This is a genomic window from Psychrobacter sp. SZ93C1 (assembly GCF_015864635.1).
GTDB classification, from domain to species: Bacteria; Pseudomonadota; Gammaproteobacteria; order Pseudomonadales; family Moraxellaceae; genus Psychrobacter; species Psychrobacter fozii.
In genome coordinates, this window is sequence record NZ_JADYWY010000012.1 from 21,983 (window position 1) to 38,952 (window position 16,970).

The window sequence follows — 16,970 nt, forward strand, 5'->3', positions numbered from 1 at the left end:
GCTTCCATTCAAAAAATCATTCGTTTGAATGACAGAAAATAGACGAGTACGATAGGTATCAAGTAGAAGTATGTATTTAAAAAAAGTATAAAAAGTATTATTTATTTGCTATAACTGTAAAGGCTTTATAAATTCACGGTTAGGAGATGAAAAATGTATAGTGGATAATGAACTAACAGGGAGTAATTTAGCGCGAGCCATGCTGAAGCGTGGTTACGAAAAAATATGGTGTGCTGTCACTGATGAGAACGACCGACAGGCAATCACTTATTTAAATGGTAATGATTTTACAGCTTATATCGTAAAGTTTGAAAATGAATGTTTTTATTGTGATGCTGGAATGGAATGGTTGTACGCTGTACCCATTAAGATAAGGGAAATAACACAGAAAGAAGCAACTTCTATCAAAAAGACCTGCTAGCGACTGCGGGTTTTTTATTGCCTAAAATATACGTCGCATCATGCCAAATATGCACTGTGATTATAGTTAATGTGAGCAATAAGTAAGTCATTGGTAGAAAATTCAAGGCTATCTACGACGAGCTGACGCCACCATAGATATCAATGGTAAAACCTCTTTTTGACACATATTTCTTAGGTGTTGTGCCGATTTGATGCTTGAGATAACGAATCAGATGCGGCTGGTCACTAAAATCAAACTCGAAAGCGATATCAACCCAATCTACCTGAGAATGCTCTTTGCAGGGGCTCAGCTACAATGTTAGTCACATTATCTAAGGTAAGGTAACATTCATATCGTTGATTCAGTTTAAAAGAGAGACAAGGCAACCAATTGTAGATGTATATGGGATGCATCAAGCGAGGTTGACGCTGTCTCTCTTTTATAAAGGATTAACTATAGCTCAGCTTTTTATACTGGGTCAATAATCATTTATAGGGCTTTATACTGATGCTAATGCCTGCTTACAAGCTTCAGCCAAATACGTATCTACCGTATCCTGTTTGAGCAGCCACTTTAAATACCCAGCACCATCCGAATGGGTAACTAAATCTGCAATAGCCTCACCCTTAAACTTACCAAAACTCAAATGCGTGGGTATGCGTGCCATTTGACTAAAGGTATATAGGCTCTCTACATCAGTGATGACATGACCTTGGCTATTTGCTAAGTCAATTAGGCTGCCAAGTACCAGTTGAGTAAAGTAAATATCATAAATAGCAGCGTGTGCATGCTTTGCTTGAGCACGTGCTACATCTCGGTGGAAATGATAGAGCAAGGATACCAGTTTATGACTCTCAAGAGTAGGAAGGAGATGATTGGACATTGCATTGGTACAGATTAATTTAGGGGTATGGGTCACGCCCGCATTTTTTAGAACGCCCATATCATAATCAATATTATGACCAATCAAATATTCAACACTACTAGGCAATCTAAAGTCAGTATGAGGTGGCTCATTCATGACGTCTTCTTCACATATATGTGATACAGCCATAGACCCTAAACTGATTTCTTTTAGAGGATTAAAGCGCTTAGATCTTGGTTCCTGGATTACCTCTACGTTACCATTATTTATGTCAATAATAGAGTAGGCGGCTTCAGTCATGTGAGGTTCAACAAGACCTGTGGTTTCGGTGTCGAGTATATATGTGGTCATAGTGTCCGTTTATAGTTTGGTGCTAGATGTGAGTGGTAAAGGCGTAAAAGCTTTGACATTGATAACAATGACTAAGAGAGTTGCTAGCCATTAACAAGCTAAAATATCAATTGCTAACAGCGATAATTGATTAGATTGCTTGCTGCATAAATAATCGCTAACTATACCAGTCTTGGCGGTTCTAATACATACGAGATTATTAATAAAGAAGTGATATGCCTGTGCAAAGACAACCGTAAAGATGGCTGGACTGAAGAAATACCCATACTGAATCTAACCAGTATGGGTATTGTATTTACTTTTTTTATGAGTTGAACTGACTCTGGCAACGTTTGATTTACTCTAAGTGATGCACTTCTTGCAGGCCATATACCGGTGTCTCTAAACCTTCCATTCGGGCTTTAATTTGTAGTGATAAGTATTGAGAGTAATGTCGAGACTGGTGCAAGTTTCCACCATGGAACCATAATGCTTCTTGTTGTGTCGGTTTCCACATGTTTCTCAACTCGCCTTCCCAAGGGCCTGAATCTTTAGCAGTATCTGAGCCCATTCCCCAACACTTACCAACTTTATCTGCTACTTCTTGGGAGATTATTTTTGCAGCCCAGCCGTTCATAGAACCAAACCCAGTGGCATACACAATCAAATCAGCCTCTAGCTCTGTACCGTCAGTTAGTACGACCGATTTGGGTTTGATATGATCAATACTTACATTGGGTTTGAGCTTTATTTTGCCTTCTGCGACAAGCTCAGAGGCACCTACATCGATATAGTAACCAGAACCTCGACGTAAGTATTTCATAAATAGACCAGTGTGATCTTCACCAAAGTCGAGCATAAAACCTGCATCGGTTAGCCTCTTATAAAAATCAGCGTCTATCTCTGCTACTTTGCGATATACAGGCTCATGAAATTCCGGCATGATTTTGAAAGGAATGGAACCAAAAGTCAGATCTGCTTTATAGGTAGTTATTCCGTTTTCAACGGCTTCTTCTGAGTACAAACCACCTAACACTTCATCCATTAGCGTATTAGATTTAATAATATGCGTTGATGAGCGCTGTATCATAGTGACGTCTGCGCCATTTTCCCATAGGGCAGCACAAATATCATGCGACGAGTTATTAGCACCTAAGACAACACACTTTTTATCTCGATATGCTTCACCACCTGGATGCTGGCTAGAATGATGTTGCTCTCCAGCAAAGTCCTTCGCCCCTTTAATTTCAGGAATGTTTGGTAATCCGGACATACCTGTCGCTAAAACCAACTGTTTAGGATGTAATACTAAACGTTCACCCGCTCTATCAACCTCTACATTCCATTGCTGTAGCTTTTCATCAAAGGCCGCACTGACACATTCAGTTGAGCTCCAATAGTTTAGTTCCATAATCTTAGTGTACATCTCTAACCAGTCACCCACCTTGTCTTTTGGTGTAAATACTGGCCAGTTGTCAGGGAAAGGAAGATATGGCATGTGGTCGTACCATACAGGATCGTGCAAACATAATGATTTATAACGGTTGCGCCATGTGTCACCAGCTCTCGGCTGCTTATCAATGACAATGGTAGGAACTTCTAGTTGTCGTAAGCGAGCTCCTAGACCGATTCCACCTTGTCCGCCACCAATAACCAAGCAATAAGGTTGCTCGCTATAACCAAGGTTTTTCTCTTCAAGCTCACGCTTTTCCTGCCACGTTAAACGATTAGGATCTGCACCGTGTTCAGCCCCTTTTGAGCGTAACTTTTTGCGCTTTTCGGGGAAGTCTTTGAGCTCGGTCATCGTGGTCAGTAATGTCCAAGCTTTGCCATTACGCAGTCGTAAATGTCCATAGCCTTTCGATACTTTGGTCTTAAAAGAGATCCAAGCTTCTATTACGCCATCGTTTTCTACCGCATCTCCATCAAGTTGCCAGTCGTATGGCTCAGTGGTCTCTAAGGTATGCGAAAGCATTTCTTTGATTTCATCTTGTCCCTCTAGCGTTTTGATATTCCAAGTAAAAGAAACTAAGTCACGCCAGTAGCCTTCTTTTTCAAAGAATTCAGCGGCTTTGTCGATGTTTTTGGTACGTAGGGTTTGATCGAAACCTTGTAGCCAATTAGTGACTTGTTGGCTTGCGGATAACGTATGGTCTGATTTTTGAGCAGTCATAAAATTCCTCTCCCTGGTTATGTTTATTACTCTACCGCCGAACTCCATGTGCAGCAGTAAAAACTCACAAAATACCAAATAGCATGCTTTAAGAAGTGAATTAAAAGTCTAACTGATTGATATTATTGAGTGTTATCTCAAAAAAGAAAATCACTATACTTGAGAAAAAGCATAGTCTGTAAAGACGGTGTCTCTTTAGAAGAGTGATAGTCCGTAAAGACTATATCTGTTATAAACAGATGTTGTCAATTATGGTGTATGGTTGTTCTCTCAAACACCCTAAGATAATGTACTTGCCGAGCGAAAAAAGGGTGTTGTTTGAATCTTATAATAGGTCAGGGGTCATTATGTCGCATGGGATTAGTGAAAGTACCCCATGATACCTATGTGCGATAGCTTGGAGATGGTCACTTCCCCTCACACATCAATTGAAGAAATCATCGACTTTGATATATCTTTTTAATAAATGTTCTAATTTCAGGATCGTATCCAAACACTGATTTTTGCAGCATCATGTAGGAAAATCATAGGTAAAATTAGAGTTGTTTTGAGCATGCTCCTATATCATTGATGCTCTCAATCTTGAGATAACGTTATGTGATTTATCTTATAAATTATATAACATATCAACATTCACTTTCTTGATACTATAACAACCGAGCACTTACGTATTACGCGACATACATTGGAAAATCGTCAAGCAAATGGCAAAAAATTATTAGAAGTCCAGCCTGTATAAAGCGTCAAATAATCGCTTAAATTTACAAGTCTGATTTAATGTTTTGCGTGGATACGTTAAAGCTGCTTAGATTTATTTGAAATAATTATAATACTTAAAAATAGGAAAAACTTATGAACACACAAGCGAACAAACCGCTCACCATCGTTGCCACTGTCAAAGCCAAGCCTGAGCACGTCGAACAAGTAAAATTAGAGCTTCTCAAGCTAACAGCAGCTTCACAAACTGATCAAGGTTGTATCCAATATGACCTGCATCAAGACAATACGAATAGTAATGGCTTTATCTTTTATGAGATTTGGGAAAACAATGAGCTGTTGCAGAAGCATGTAGAAAGCCCGCATTTTCAAAACTATGTAACAGCAACAGACGGGATGATCGATGAATTTGTTATAAATGAAATGACCATTATCTCGTAAGTTTTAAAAAGCGCAGACTGAAAAAGTCTTTTAAGCTATGATTTATACGGCTTAAAAGGCTTTTTTAGTTTTAGAGAAGGTTGTTGTCATTAGCTATTACCTTCTCTGGATATATGGGTAAGGCTAAAACATTCAGAATAGTGACTTGTTACCAGAAAATAGGTACGAATTAACACAAATTAAAAAAGGGATCGGTCAAAATTGGCTATCGCTATCATTACTTACTATAGATTTCTCAACTGCTCAATCAACCAACGATGTATACCACTGTCGCTAGTACGTGGATGCCATGCCGCGATGACTTTAAAAGTAGGCGGCAATGCTTCAACTTCAAGCTCTTTGACCTTACTATTCGGCAATAACCGCGAAGGATAAAACGCAATCATATCGGTCGTATGCAAAATATCTGGTACGGCTGAAAAGCTAGGCACCGACATCACAATATTTCGTTTTAGACCCTTTTCTGCAAACCATTGATCATGAGAGCCGCGTAAATTAGCACGCGAAGGCGATACTACTAGTTGAGGATGAGCAGCCACTTGCGCCAGTGTTAATGCCTCTGTTGGAATTTTATTTTCATAGCTGGTAATGCATAAATGCTGTTCTTCAAATAGAGTCACATACGATAAGTTATCAGGGATAAATTCGGGGAAGGTAATCAGCAAATCAAGCTCGCCTGCTGCAATAAGTTGATTGATATTGTCTGAGGCAAAGTCACGGACGATCAGCTTTAGATCTGGTGCATCGCGTCGCGTAATATTAAACAATTGCGGTAACAATGCCTGCGTCGCATAGTCAGTCGCACTAATCGTAAATATGCCTTTGTATGTGTGCGGCATAAAAATCTCTGGCTCTAACAAATCTTCCAACTGTTTTAGTATATCGTTAAGGGATTGCTCCATCGATAGCGCCTTTGGCGTTGCCACCATGCTATTGCCTTGACGAATAAACAGGCGATCATCAAACACCTCACGTAACTTACGCAGTTGCTCACTGATGGCTTGTTGGGTCAGCCCCATTTTGCGTGCGACTTGTGACAAGTTTTTTAGATCAAGCAGCGCCTGTAATACTCTAAGTTGCTTAATGTCGAGCCGATTCATTCCATTCATAATGCATACCATTAATAGTTGTATCTTAAACAATAAGTGGTTGTTTCTAATTGTACCCTCAAAACGCTATGCTGACTAACATTGCTTAAGTAGCCACTAAATGAGCTATTAAGCATCAAAACAGGCCAAATACATTCAATAATAAGCCATCAGCTGCTTTAAAAGAGACCTCTATGACACAAACCATTCTAAACACAAATACACTATTTTCCTCTGTAGCACTTGGGCCTTATACACTCAAAAACCGCATCGTAATGCCACCGTTGACACGCTCTCGTAGCACGCAACCTGACAATATCCCTAATGACTTAATGGCCAGCTATTATGCACAGCGTGCTACAGCAGGTTTTATGGTGACTGAAGGTACGCAGATTGAACCAAGAGGCCAGGGCTATGCTTGGACGCCAGGTATTCATTCACCAGCCCAAGTTGAAGGCTGGAAAAAAGTCACGCAAGCAGTACATGACAAAGGCGGTATTATTTTTGCTCAGCTTTGGCACGTGGGCCGTGTCTCTCACACCAGCTTGCAGCCTAATGGTGCTCAGCCTGTAGGGCCGTCTGATATTACTGCTGATAATGTAAAGGTATTTATTGAAACAAGTCCGGGTGAAGGTGCATTGGCCGATCCAAGCGCTCCGCGTGCCCTCAGTACCGATGAAGTTGGTGAACTGGTAAGTATGTATGCGGCCGCTGCGCGCAATGCATTGGAAGCGGGTTTTGATGGGGTAGAGTTGCATTGTGCCAATGGTTATCTGGTGAATCAGTTTATTTCTGAACATAGCAACACACGTGATGACCAATATGGTGGGTCGTTGACCAATCGTTTGCGCTTCTTAAAAGAGATAGTAGCCGCTGTCAGCGATGTGGTTGGTGCTGATCGTTTGGGCGTGCGTTTTGCGCCACTATTTGCCAGTACCACTGAGACACGTGTGTACTTAGGCTTGGTAGAGTCAGATCCCCATCATACGTATATTGAAGCGATTAAAGTCCTTGAGCAAGCTGGCATTGCTTACTTGTCCATAGCCGAAGCCGATTGGGACAATGCGCCTGATTTACCAGACACTTTTTATCAAGCGGTCAGAGAAGGATTTTCAGGCCGTATTATTTATGCTGGCAAGTATACGGTACAAAAAGCTGTGAACATTTTAGAAAAAGGCTACGGTGATTTATTCGCGTTTGGTCGTCCTTTTATCGCTAATCCAGATTTACCCGAGCGTATTGCTAATAACTGGCCATTGAATGAGGCAGACCCTGCCACTATGTATGGTGGTACTGATGTTGGCTATAGTGATTATCCTTACTATCGTTAATCCTCGATAAAAGAGTGACAGCGTTAACCTCGCTTGAAGTACCACAGTTACATCTGCACTCGGTTGCCTTGACTCTCTTTTAAACTGAATCAACTACATTAATAATAGTGAAGCACTTAAACAGTGAATGAGATAAGGCCATTGATGGCCTTATCTCTATTTATAAACTTAATGCTTTTATATAAGCAGAGGCTTAATCATCAATCGGTATCATGCCATGAATCAGAATTCCAAAGACAGACTGATACGCATATTAGTAGGGTATGTCGGACTTTATCCAACGCTCTTGATTGTATTGACGTTATTGAAGCCTGTGACTCAAGGTTTAAGCCTACCAGTGGTAGTATTAATCGAAACCATCATACTCGTGCCCTTGACACAGCTGGTGTCATTCCCGCTAGCAGGCAAGCTGATTGATATGCTAAGAAGAGGAAAATAATGGTTCTTTGCATAGCGTATTTACCGCAATACTTGTGTTTACCAAGCTGATTTCTAACGAACCTCTAATGAACTCCAAAGCTTGGTTATACAAACCTGATAGTAGGGTTACTCTTCCGCACATTAAAAAAGACCTTCAATTGCTTGAAGGTCTTTTTGGTTTTATAAGTTATGTGAGCTTTCTAAGCATTTAACATAAAAGTCATGCTAACAAACTCTCATAAATAAAGAGCGGTTTTTTATTTCAAAAAGTCAGGTTGCATAAAGGCAGGGTTTGGATAAGTATAAAATCCTTCTCCAGTTGCGGCACCCATTTTATTTTGATCAATCATCTGCTCTTTTAGGTATTTAGCGGCCTTTAATCTTGCAGGGTTTTGAGTCGTTTCAGCGGCTAGCTTAGTGATGTTGTAGGCCGTGTTTATACCGATAGTATCCAAGATGCCAAATGGTCCTACAGGCGCACCAGTCACTATCATCCATGTCTTATCTATTGTATGCGGGTCTGCAACCTCTTTGGCTAGTAATTGTAGACCTGCATCTATAAAGGGCGCCAATAAACTGTTCATTATGTAGCCAGGTTGTTCTTTGTGAAGCGGCATTGCCACCATACCGATGGCAGTAGCAAAAGCAACCACGTCATCAAATACCTTAGGATCCGTGCCAGGATGTCCCATAATTTCAGCGACATTATGCATCCAAATCTTATTGGCAAAATGGAGCGCTAAAAACTGTGCAGGTCGTCCCGTTGATTCCGCAAACTGGCTAGGAAGTAAGGTTGAGGTATTGGTCGCAAAGATGGTCTTCTCTGGCGCTAATTTGGCAAGCTTTTCATAAAATTCGATTTTAATGTCAGGAATTTCGGGAATGGCTTCAATCATTAGGTCAGCATCTTTGACCGCTTCTGCTAAGTCTGAGGTATAGCTCAGATTGTCAAAGGCCATGTCCAACTGCTCTTGAGTTGCCCTCAAATCCTTTCGAAAAGCCTTGCACATCAATTGAAATTTTGACTTTGCTTTTTCTAAAACCTCATCATTGATGTCATAGACACTAACATTAAAACCATGAAATGCTGCTTGAAAAGCAATTTGGTAGCCTAGGATGCCGCTTCCAGCGACAGTTACATTTTTATACGTCATTGTATTTATTTCCTAATAGTAGTGGATATAAGTTGCTAGATAAATGTCTAGAACTTATAGACCTATTATTAGATTGTTTTACCTCATTATTCAACCTTCATTTTTATAAAAATATTAAAGAGAACCCAAAAATATCGGTATGTAAGCATCAGATTAGTTCATACCACTTGACTTCTTATATTGTTAAATAATTCAATAACTTACTGTTATTAATTATAGGTTTACACCTGATTATTGTACGATGATGGAAAGCTGTTTTGATAGTATAATGACATTTTTAATGACTACTGATGTCAAAGTATTGTCGATGAGGTTGTGACAGAAAGGAAAGTATAGGTATGGGTAGTGAGTTATATATTAGTGGTTTTCTATCAAGACAATGTGGAAATGGAAGTAGGTGGTAGTGTTACTTGCTACTAGGTAATGATAAGTAATCAATAATGAGTCGCCCTAGAATTGTCGTATTCTCTCAGAATATTGAGTTTCCAACAATCTCAGGGCGGTTCACTCGCTATCATTTAGCGTTGCGCTTACTTTACCTCCTTGCTGTGTGTCGTTTGTGTACATAGCTAGGTTATGGTTCGTCGACCGGATCTATCGTCTCTAGCCTAGCCGGACTGGTATCATAAAGAATGGCTTTGACCAGCGATATTCCCATTAGTACCATCACAAAACTAAAGGGTAAGGCACCAATAACCATCGCCGTTTTAATCGCACCCAATCCTCCGCTTACCAGCAGCACCCCAACAACCAATGCCAATATTACGCCCCAAAAGATAATATGTGGGCGGCCTTTTGGACCCTCGTTACCACCTGAATTGATGGTGTTGATAACTAAAATTGCCGAATCTAAAGTCGTGACTAAGTAGGTCAATAGTAAGACCAGAACTAAAATTGCCATTATCCAAGCAAAACCTGGTGATAGCATCACATCAAGCATTGCCAATAATTGAGATTCTTGACCCACGCTTGAGATGGCGTTGGTGCCACCTAGCGTTAAGTCAATCGCGGTTCCACCCACCATTGAAAACCAAATAAAACACATCAGAGCAGGTAGGATAACGGTACCGAATAAATAAGTCCGAATACTACGACCACGTGAAATGCGAGCAAAGAAAACACCAACAAAAGGACCAAAAGCAATCCACCATGCCCAATAAAACACAGACCAGTCTTTTTGCCATGTGGCAAGTGTGTCACCGACCACCGTACCATCTGGCTGCCAAACCGTAAATAGCAGCTCGGGAAGTGCGACGACATAGTCAAACACACCTAAGAAAAAGGATTGTAAACCAAAGAAGGTCGAACCGAATATTAAGAAAAAGGCAAACAGAATAAGACTCAACCCCATGTTGATATTAGACAGCCATTTTACCCCTTTACCTAGCCCAGAAAGTGCAGATAGGGTTGCTATGCCAACGATAACAACCAGTGCAACGATAATGGCTGCCGTTGATGACGTGCCATCAGCATTCATCAACCAATCGCCCAAACCAACACGGTACATACTAGAAACGAATTGCTCAACCCCAAACCCTAATGTCTGCGCAACGCCCAAGATAGTGGCAATAACGGCAACGATGTCAATGGTATTACCGAGCTTACCTGATAGTTTTTGGCCGAATAATGGCGCAAGACCTGAGCGAATGGTTAGAGGTAATTTACGTCGAAACGAAAAATAGGCCATCGATAATCCGACTAAGGAATAACAGATCCATGCGCTGAATCCCCAATGTAGAAAGGCCCATTTATAGGCATATCGTACATTGTCGGCACCAGAGCCCGTTGCTAACCCTTTGATCACTTCAGGGTTATTGGCAAAGTGATACATCGGCTCTGCGGTCGCAAAAGTCAACATACCAACACCGATACCAGCACCGAAAATCATCGAAAACCATGAAAAGTTGGAGAACTCAGGTTTATCTCCGGTGTCCCCTAAAATCAACCTCCCATAACGCGGGACAACGGCCAGAATCAACGCTAAAATCAAGAAAAAGGCGACACATAAGATATACCATGTCGAAAAGTGATTGAGTAAGAAAGTATTGATCGACCCTAATATCGTCGTTGAATTATTAGGAAAGATGACAGCCCAAACAATGAGCAGACCCAGTAATATTTTAGCGGTAATCGTAACGTCTTTATTAAACCCTTCATAAAAACCTTTTGTCGCCACTTTAATCGGCAATTTAGTTAAAGGTTTTCTGCTGCTATTTTTCATATCTAATCCTTTAGATGGTTTTCCTTTTGTTCAAATGAGCATCAAGCTGCACCGTCCTTCAAGCAGCTTAACCCCTATCATTCAGGGCGTGTCATCAGCCAGATACCAACCAACTTGCATCATGGTTAGCAGGGTACTCCAACTGATGACACTGCCTCATTTAACTTGGTAAAAACTCTTGACTCCAACTATCACTCAAATCGCCACCGGCAATACTGGCATCAATGTCTGTCTCGCTATAGCCAAGTTCTAGCATGATCTGACGGGTGGATTGTCCAAATTTTTCAGGTCTAGAGAGTGCATACACGATGCTGTTCGACGGACGAATAGCATAAGGATCAAGCTGAGTCACTGTATGGCCACTTGGATGATCTTCATAAATTGAGAAAGAATAACTACCATTGTCAGTACCTGGTGTGCCATCTGCTGTGCGGCTGTATTCAGCACGTAATGCATTGATATCCGCACAGACGACAGCCGCAATATCGGCAGCTTGCAGACGTTCTACCCAGTCATGAGCAGGCGCTTTTTGAAAAATATTAGACAAGAATGCCGCACGTTCACTTTTGTCCAACTCACTGAAACCTTGTAAGTCTTCAACGTTTTCGAAGTTTTTTACATCAATTTCATACGCGTTTAATAACAAGTAGTTCCCTGAAGAGGTATAGTAAAAGCGCGTCAATTCATCATGGCCGTTGGTTTCTCGACCTGATGGCTCATTGAATAACCCGCGTTTTTCAAAATCATAACAATAGGGGATTTGTAGTAGGGCGCTATTGGCGACCAATGAAGTACGACCACGTCCAATGCGGCCTGTACGATATTTTTGATAGAGCGCCACACCAATACTCATGGCACCGCCAAAGCCGCACATGACATCAATGGTACCAACGTGTGCGTGCTCTTCAGGAGTATCCATAGCACCGCCGCAACGCAACATGATGCCGGTAGATGCTTGTACCACATCGTCATAGCCTATGAAGTCACTACTCGGACCCTTACGGACACCACTAAAACAATCAAGCTTGCAAAATATAGCGTCAGGATTTAAGGCTTTTAAGCCTTCAGTATCCAAGCCCATTTTTTTGATTTGTGTGTCTGTGGCATTCCAAACAATAACGTCAACGGAACGAACCAACTTCTCAAACACTTCTCGTCCTGTGCCTTTACTGATATCCGCAAGTATGGAGCGTTTGCCGACCATTTGAGACATACCATAAATGACAGTATTCCAGCTGTCGTACAACGGAGAGGCAGAATCAAGCTTAATAACTTCTGCACCAAAACGCGCCAAATAACAGGCCGAATGCGGGCCTGCAATGACATTGCAAAGATCAAGTACTTTAATACCTTCTAACCAACCACTCTTTTCATCAACATTATCGATTGAAGGCAACTTGGTTTTGATCGCCTTTAGTCTTTTTAATGCGCCATCAAAGTCGATAGGCTGCGGTGCTTTTGGTTGTAACATCAACTCGCCACATTCTTCTAACCACACAATTGGGCCTGGCTGAATCATCTTGCCATAAGTGGGATCATCAACTTCAATCATGAGTCCTGTTGTTTCTGCATGATCATCATGAATCCATTCTTGTAGCCAACGCTGCGGTGCACCAGGTATGCCGCGTTTCCCAAAAATCTTCTGCCACTCTTTTGACGTACGTAATAAAAATGCCACTTTCATTTTTTCGGCAATACGATCTGCCCAATGTTTTGGCATGGGATAAACCCCAAGTGATGTATCAGATGTCCACTGACTAGAAGGCAAATAAGTGTCTTCCTCCTCAGTCAATCCTTCCTCAAGTAATTCGTCGTATAACCCCAATACTTGCAAACAACGCTTGGCGTGATGCTTATGGCTAGGGCATACCACGTAAAACATACGGCCATCTTTACACATGTAACTGCGGTAAAAAGGATCTAGCAGTTCTTGCAACGCTTCGTAGTCCATATTCATGGGAATACCTTCAACGCGGCGACGTTGAATCTCAACTTCACGTTGGGTCAAATAGCGTTCAGGTAGGTTTTCGATATCGATTGAGTTGTAACAAAGGCCTTCCATCACAGCCGCAGCAAGCGGAACTTCAATAGCGTCGCCAAGTCCTGTGTTTTCACGTGCTTGTAGTGCAAAAACAACGGAAGAGCCTGCCAGCATGGCGCCATAAGCAGAGGGTAGTGGTAGGGGTGAGAACGAGGGATTGATGCCCATGAGCACACGGTTTAAACCCATGTCAGTAAACACGCCCGAGCTCGCTGCCACAATGCTTTCATAGGCACGTAACTCACGGCGATTTTCGTCATTCGATGCAAATCCAGGGATGGACAGCGTGATCAGCTGCGGCCGCTCTTCTCGTAGCGCAACCAAATCTAATCCCATTTCTGCCATTTTTCCAGGGCGAAAGCCTTCGATAACGATGTCACTTTCTAAAATTAATTGTCTAGCTTGTGCCAAGCCTTCATCCGTCTTAAGATCGAGTGTTAACATCAATTTGTTGCGATTCAATACCGCATTGGCTGGACTGTGCCACTTTGGGCCTGATGGCGGATCTATATGAACCACGGTTGCGCCTAAGTCGCCAAGCATCATACCGACAGCGGGACCGGCAATATATTGACCAAAATCGATGACTTTGACACCCAGTAATGGCAATTCAAAAGTTTCTCGCATAGTTATCTATCCTTAGAATTTTATGGTACGACTATGAAAAATTAGAATTCAGTCAGAGCACTTGCCAGTCGTCCACTAATGGAGAGAGTCAGAAGCAAGCAGCATTTTTTGAATACAAACGACTGCTTTTAAGCGCACTGATTATGCAGTGCGCTTAAAAGGTAAGGGCTTTATAATGTAGCGCCTTTATAATGTAGTGTTCTTAAAGGCTAGCACTTTAAAAAGGCGGTGCTATTAAGTTGGCATAGAGAACTGTTTTTCTTCTCTCAATGCCGCACTAGGCCAGCGCTGCGTAATGGTTTTACGACGAGTGAAGAATCTCACGCCGTCTGGTCCGTACATGGCCAAGTCACCAAATAATGAACGCTTCCAGCCACCAAAGCTTTGAGACGCGACAGGTACTGGTAGTGGAATATTGACACCAACCATACCGACTTGAATGTTGTCAATAAAGTAACGCGCCGCCTCTCCATCTCTCGTATAAATACAGGTGCCGTTACCATATTCATGGTCATTTATGAGTTGCACTGCCTCGGCCATGGTCTGTACACGCATCACCTGTAACACGGGACCGAAAATCTCTGCCTCGTAGCTGTGCATCTCTTTTGTGACATGATCAATCAGAGTAGGACCTACAAAAAATCCATTTTCATTGCCTTCTGGTGCAGCATCAGAGCCATCGATGATGAGCTCTGCACCTTGCTCGGCAGCACTTTTTATATAATCTAAAATCTTAGATTTGTGTGCCGCCGTAATGACAGGGCCAAAGTCGTTGCTCTTATTTGAATGAAGGCCCAGTTTTAGTTCTTTGATAGCAGGCTGTAGGGCCGCAATCATCTTGTCAGCCGTTTCGTCACCAACGGCAACAGCAACAGATAGCGCCATACAACGCTCGCCTGATGAGCCAAAAGCAGCACCCAATAATGAGGTTACGACATTGTCTAAGTCCGCATCTGGCATGACAATCGCATGGTTTTTTGCACCGCCGAGTGCTTGGCAACGTTTGCCTTGTGCAGCGGCTGTGGTATAGATGTATTCAGCGATAGGGGTTGAGCCCACAAAGCTAACGGCTTTGACATCTGGGTGATGCAAAATAGCATCAACGGCTTCTTTGCCACCATTTACGACGTTGATGACACCATCCGGTAGGCCCGCTTGCTGTAAAAGCTGTGCGATGAAAAGTGTGGCACTAGGGTCACGCTCAGACGGTTTTAGTACAAAGGTATTACCGCACACGATGGCCATCGGGAACATCCACAGTGGCACCATTACAGGGAAGTTGAAGGGTGTGATACCAGCGACGACGCCTAGTGGATGAAACTCACTCCAAGAGTCTATATCAGTACTCACATTGCGGCTGTGCTCGCCTTTGAGCAGCTCAGGTGCGCCGCACGCATATTCGACATTTTCAATACCGCGCTGTAGTTCGCCTGCAGCATCATGTACGATTTTTCCGTGCTCTTCGCCAACCAGTCTGCAAATTTCATCTGCATTTTGCTCTAACAATTCTTTGAATTTGAACATGACGCGCGCGCGTTTTAGTGGCGAGGTTTTACTCCATGCTGGAAAAGCCGCTTTAGCCGCAGCGACTGCTTCGCCGATTGTTTTTTCACCACCCAAAGCGACTTGCTTGCTGACTTCACCCGTTGATGGGTTGTAAACATCTTGAGTTTGGCTGTCATTATTTGACAGGCTGCCGTTAATAAAATGTCCGATTGTTTGCATGAGTTTAATTCCTTTAAACGTGTGAATAATTAGTAGGTTAATCGTAAATGATGACTGTTTTAACTGAGTGAAATCTCAGCAACAGTGTTGTCATTCCATAGCAAGGTATAGAGTTGAACCATTTCTTCTAGCGTAGGTATTCGAGGGTTGTTGTTGGGTGAACCTGATGCAAATGCTTGCTCGCACATCGTGTTTATTAGCGCATCAAAATCTGCTTTTTGCACACCAAACTGTGCCAATGTGGGCACGTGAAGCTCATCATTTAAGCTTTTTAGATAATTGACCAAACTGACGTTGGCTTGATCATCTGTCTCGCTGTGGTCCGCTATTCCTAAGGCACGCGCGCAGTCCGCATAACGGTCGGGCGCACTAGAGATGCCGAATTCTGTAATAGTTGGTAATAGCATCGCGTTTGATAGGCCATGCGGCACATGAAAAAAGGCACCGATTGGACGACTCATGCCATGTACCAGCGCCACCGAAGAGTTACAGAATGCAATACCTGCTAAGGTAGAGCCCAGCATCATTGCTTCACGGGCGGTTTCATCTTTGCCGTCGTGATAAGCCGTTTGGATATTGGGTCCGATTAAGCGTAGGGCGGCGAGCGCCTGTTGGTCGCTATAGGCATTACGTTTGGGGCTGATATACGCTTCGATAGCATGGGTCATCGCATCGATACCCGTATCTGCGGTAGTACGCGGTGGTACGCTGAGCGTGAGGCTATAGTCGATAATGGCTGCGACGGGCATAAATCCCATACCCACGCACAACAGCTTTTCGTTATTAGCTTCATCGGTAATGATGGTAAAGCGTGTTACTTCTGATCCTGTGCCTGCCGTCGTCGGTATGGCAATAATAGGCAGGCCTGCTTCATTAACTTGACGAGGAAACTTATAATCACGAATCACGCCGCCAAATTTTCCTAGAATAGCAATGGCCTTTGCACTATCGATAGGACTTCCGCCACCTAAGGCAATCAGACCATCGTAATCTTGCGCTTTTACTTGAGACACGCCAGCCTCAATAGAGCTTTCAGTAGGCTCTGGTACCGTCTCTGAAAACACATCGGCATTGATTTGTGCTGCTTTCAAAATGTTTTGTATGTTATCGACATAGCCGAGTTTAACCATCATCTCGTCAGTGATAATAAGGGGTTTTTTTACCCCTAAGCTGGCCAATATTACTGGCAGTTTTTGGCAGGCATCGCGTCCAATTTCCATCGTTCTTGGGAGCAGGATACTGTGTGACATAGTGACTCATCCTTGAATTAATGACTTCAGATATAAGCGTAGTAGGTAGCTCAATCGTCGTACGGACTATTCACAAAAGTGTATAGCGTTTAGATATAAAATTCACATAACGATAAATATATTATCGATATGTAAAAGTTAACAGAATGTTTTTGTAATAGCAAGACGCAAAAGCGTAAATTTT

12 protein-coding genes are annotated in these 16,970 nt (G+C 42.4%); 4 read left to right on the plus strand and 8 right to left on the minus strand.

Translation table 11 applies throughout. From position 1 onward, the window contains the following. The first annotated feature begins 160 nt into the window (after nt 1-160). Nucleotides 161-421, plus strand: coding sequence for a hypothetical protein (locus I6E83_RS13530; RefSeq protein WP_197102615.1), 261 nt, complete (start codon nt 161-163; stop codon nt 419-421). A 481-nt stretch (nt 422-902) separates the two neighbouring features. On the opposite strand, the gene I6E83_RS13535 is transcribed toward I6E83_RS13530, so the two are convergent. Continuing rightward, nucleotides 903-1,619 carry a 3'-5' exonuclease gene (locus tag I6E83_RS13535; RefSeq protein WP_197102617.1) on the minus strand — a complete coding sequence of 239 codons (717 nt, stop codon included), beginning with the start codon at nt 1,617-1,619 and terminating at the stop codon, nt 903-905. A 337-nt stretch (nt 1,620-1,956) separates the two neighbouring features. Then, nucleotides 1,957-3,771, minus strand: a complete 1,815-nt coding sequence (locus I6E83_RS13540) for an NAD(P)/FAD-dependent oxidoreductase (protein ID WP_197102619.1) — start codon at nt 3,769-3,771, stop codon at nt 1,957-1,959. Nucleotides 3,772-4,623: 852 nt separating this feature from the next. On the opposite strand from I6E83_RS13540, the gene I6E83_RS13545 reads away from it, so the two are divergent. Next, nucleotides 4,624-4,929 carry a putative quinol monooxygenase gene (locus tag I6E83_RS13545; protein WP_197102621.1) on the plus strand — a complete coding sequence of 102 codons (306 nt, stop codon included), beginning with the start codon at nt 4,624-4,626 and terminating at the stop codon, nt 4,927-4,929. Between the two features lie 224 nt (nt 4,930-5,153). Here I6E83_RS13545 and I6E83_RS13550 read toward each other — a convergent pair whose 3' ends face one another. After that, nucleotides 5,154-6,038, minus strand: a complete 885-nt coding sequence (locus I6E83_RS13550; protein ID WP_197102623.1) for a LysR family transcriptional regulator — start codon at nt 6,036-6,038, stop codon at nt 5,154-5,156. A 173-nt stretch (nt 6,039-6,211) separates the two neighbouring features. Here I6E83_RS13550 and I6E83_RS13555 point away from each other — a divergent pair, with 173 nt between their 5' ends. Both I6E83_RS13555 and I6E83_RS13560 read left to right on the plus strand, forming a co-directional pair. Beyond that, a complete protein-coding gene (locus I6E83_RS13555) occupies nt 6,212-7,348 on the plus strand; it encodes an alkene reductase (RefSeq protein WP_197102625.1) in 1,137 nt (378 codons plus the stop codon). 217 nt (nt 7,349-7,565) lie between these two features. Further along, entirely contained in the window at nt 7,566-7,787 is a 222-nt protein-coding gene (locus tag I6E83_RS13560; protein ID WP_197102627.1) for a hypothetical protein, read from the plus strand. Nucleotides 7,788-8,025: 238 nt separating this feature from the next. On the opposite strand, the gene I6E83_RS13565 is transcribed toward I6E83_RS13560, so the two are convergent. The 5 genes from I6E83_RS13565 to I6E83_RS13585 all read right to left on the minus strand — a co-directional run bounded on the left by I6E83_RS13565 (nt 8,026) and on the right by I6E83_RS13585 (nt 16,786). Next, nucleotides 8,026-8,922: a 3-hydroxyacyl-CoA dehydrogenase gene (locus I6E83_RS13565; protein WP_197102629.1), complete on the minus strand. Its 897-nt coding sequence runs from the start codon at nt 8,920-8,922 to the stop codon at nt 8,026-8,028. Nucleotides 8,923-9,496: 574 nt separating this feature from the next. Next, nucleotides 9,497-11,143 (minus strand): BCCT family transporter, encoded by a 1,647-nt coding sequence (locus tag I6E83_RS13570; protein WP_197102631.1) that lies wholly within the window; start codon nt 11,141-11,143, stop codon nt 9,497-9,499. Between the two features lie 160 nt (nt 11,144-11,303). Then, on the minus strand, nt 11,304-13,811 hold the full coding sequence (locus tag I6E83_RS13575) for a CoA transferase (protein ID WP_197102632.1): 2,508 nt from the start codon (nt 13,809-13,811) through the stop codon (nt 11,304-11,306). A 234-nt stretch (nt 13,812-14,045) separates the two neighbouring features. Then, complete coding sequence (locus I6E83_RS13580; protein WP_197102634.1) at nt 14,046-15,536, minus strand: CoA-acylating methylmalonate-semialdehyde dehydrogenase; 1,491 nt, start codon at nt 15,534-15,536, stop codon at nt 14,046-14,048. Between the two features lie 59 nt (nt 15,537-15,595). Continuing rightward, nucleotides 15,596-16,786 (minus strand): iron-containing alcohol dehydrogenase, encoded by a 1,191-nt coding sequence (locus tag I6E83_RS13585; RefSeq protein WP_197102636.1) that lies wholly within the window; start codon nt 16,784-16,786, stop codon nt 15,596-15,598. Nucleotides 16,787-16,970: the final 184 nt, after the last annotated feature.

Coding starts and splice junctions, on each gene's coding strand:
- I6E83_RS13535 (WP_197102617.1), bottom strand. CDS start 1,619: ATGACCACATATATACTCGACACCGAAACCACAGGTCTTGTTGAACCT.
- I6E83_RS13540 (WP_197102619.1), bottom strand. CDS start 3,771: ATGACTGCTCAAAAATCAGACCATACGTTATCCGCAAGCCAACAAGTC.
- I6E83_RS13545 (WP_197102621.1), top strand. CDS start 4,624: ATGAACACACAAGCGAACAAACCGCTCACCATCGTTGCCACTGTCAAA.
- I6E83_RS13550 (WP_197102623.1), bottom strand. CDS start 6,038: ATGAATGGAATGAATCGGCTCGACATTAAGCAACTTAGAGTATTACAG.
- I6E83_RS13555 (WP_197102625.1), top strand. CDS start 6,212: ATGACACAAACCATTCTAAACACAAATACACTATTTTCCTCTGTAGCA.
- I6E83_RS13560 (WP_197102627.1), top strand. CDS start 7,566: ATGAATCAGAATTCCAAAGACAGACTGATACGCATATTAGTAGGGTAT.
- I6E83_RS13565 (WP_197102629.1), bottom strand. CDS start 8,922: ATGACGTATAAAAATGTAACTGTCGCTGGAAGCGGCATCCTAGGCTAC.
- I6E83_RS13570 (WP_197102631.1), bottom strand. CDS start 11,143: ATGAAAAATAGCAGCAGAAAACCTTTAACTAAATTGCCGATTAAAGTG.
- I6E83_RS13575 (WP_197102632.1), bottom strand. CDS start 13,811: ATGCGAGAAACTTTTGAATTGCCATTACTGGGTGTCAAAGTCATCGAT.
- I6E83_RS13580 (WP_197102634.1), bottom strand. CDS start 15,536: ATGCAAACAATCGGACATTTTATTAACGGCAGCCTGTCAAATAATGAC.
- I6E83_RS13585 (WP_197102636.1), bottom strand. CDS start 16,786: ATGTCACACAGTATCCTGCTCCCAAGAACGATGGAAATTGGACGCGAT.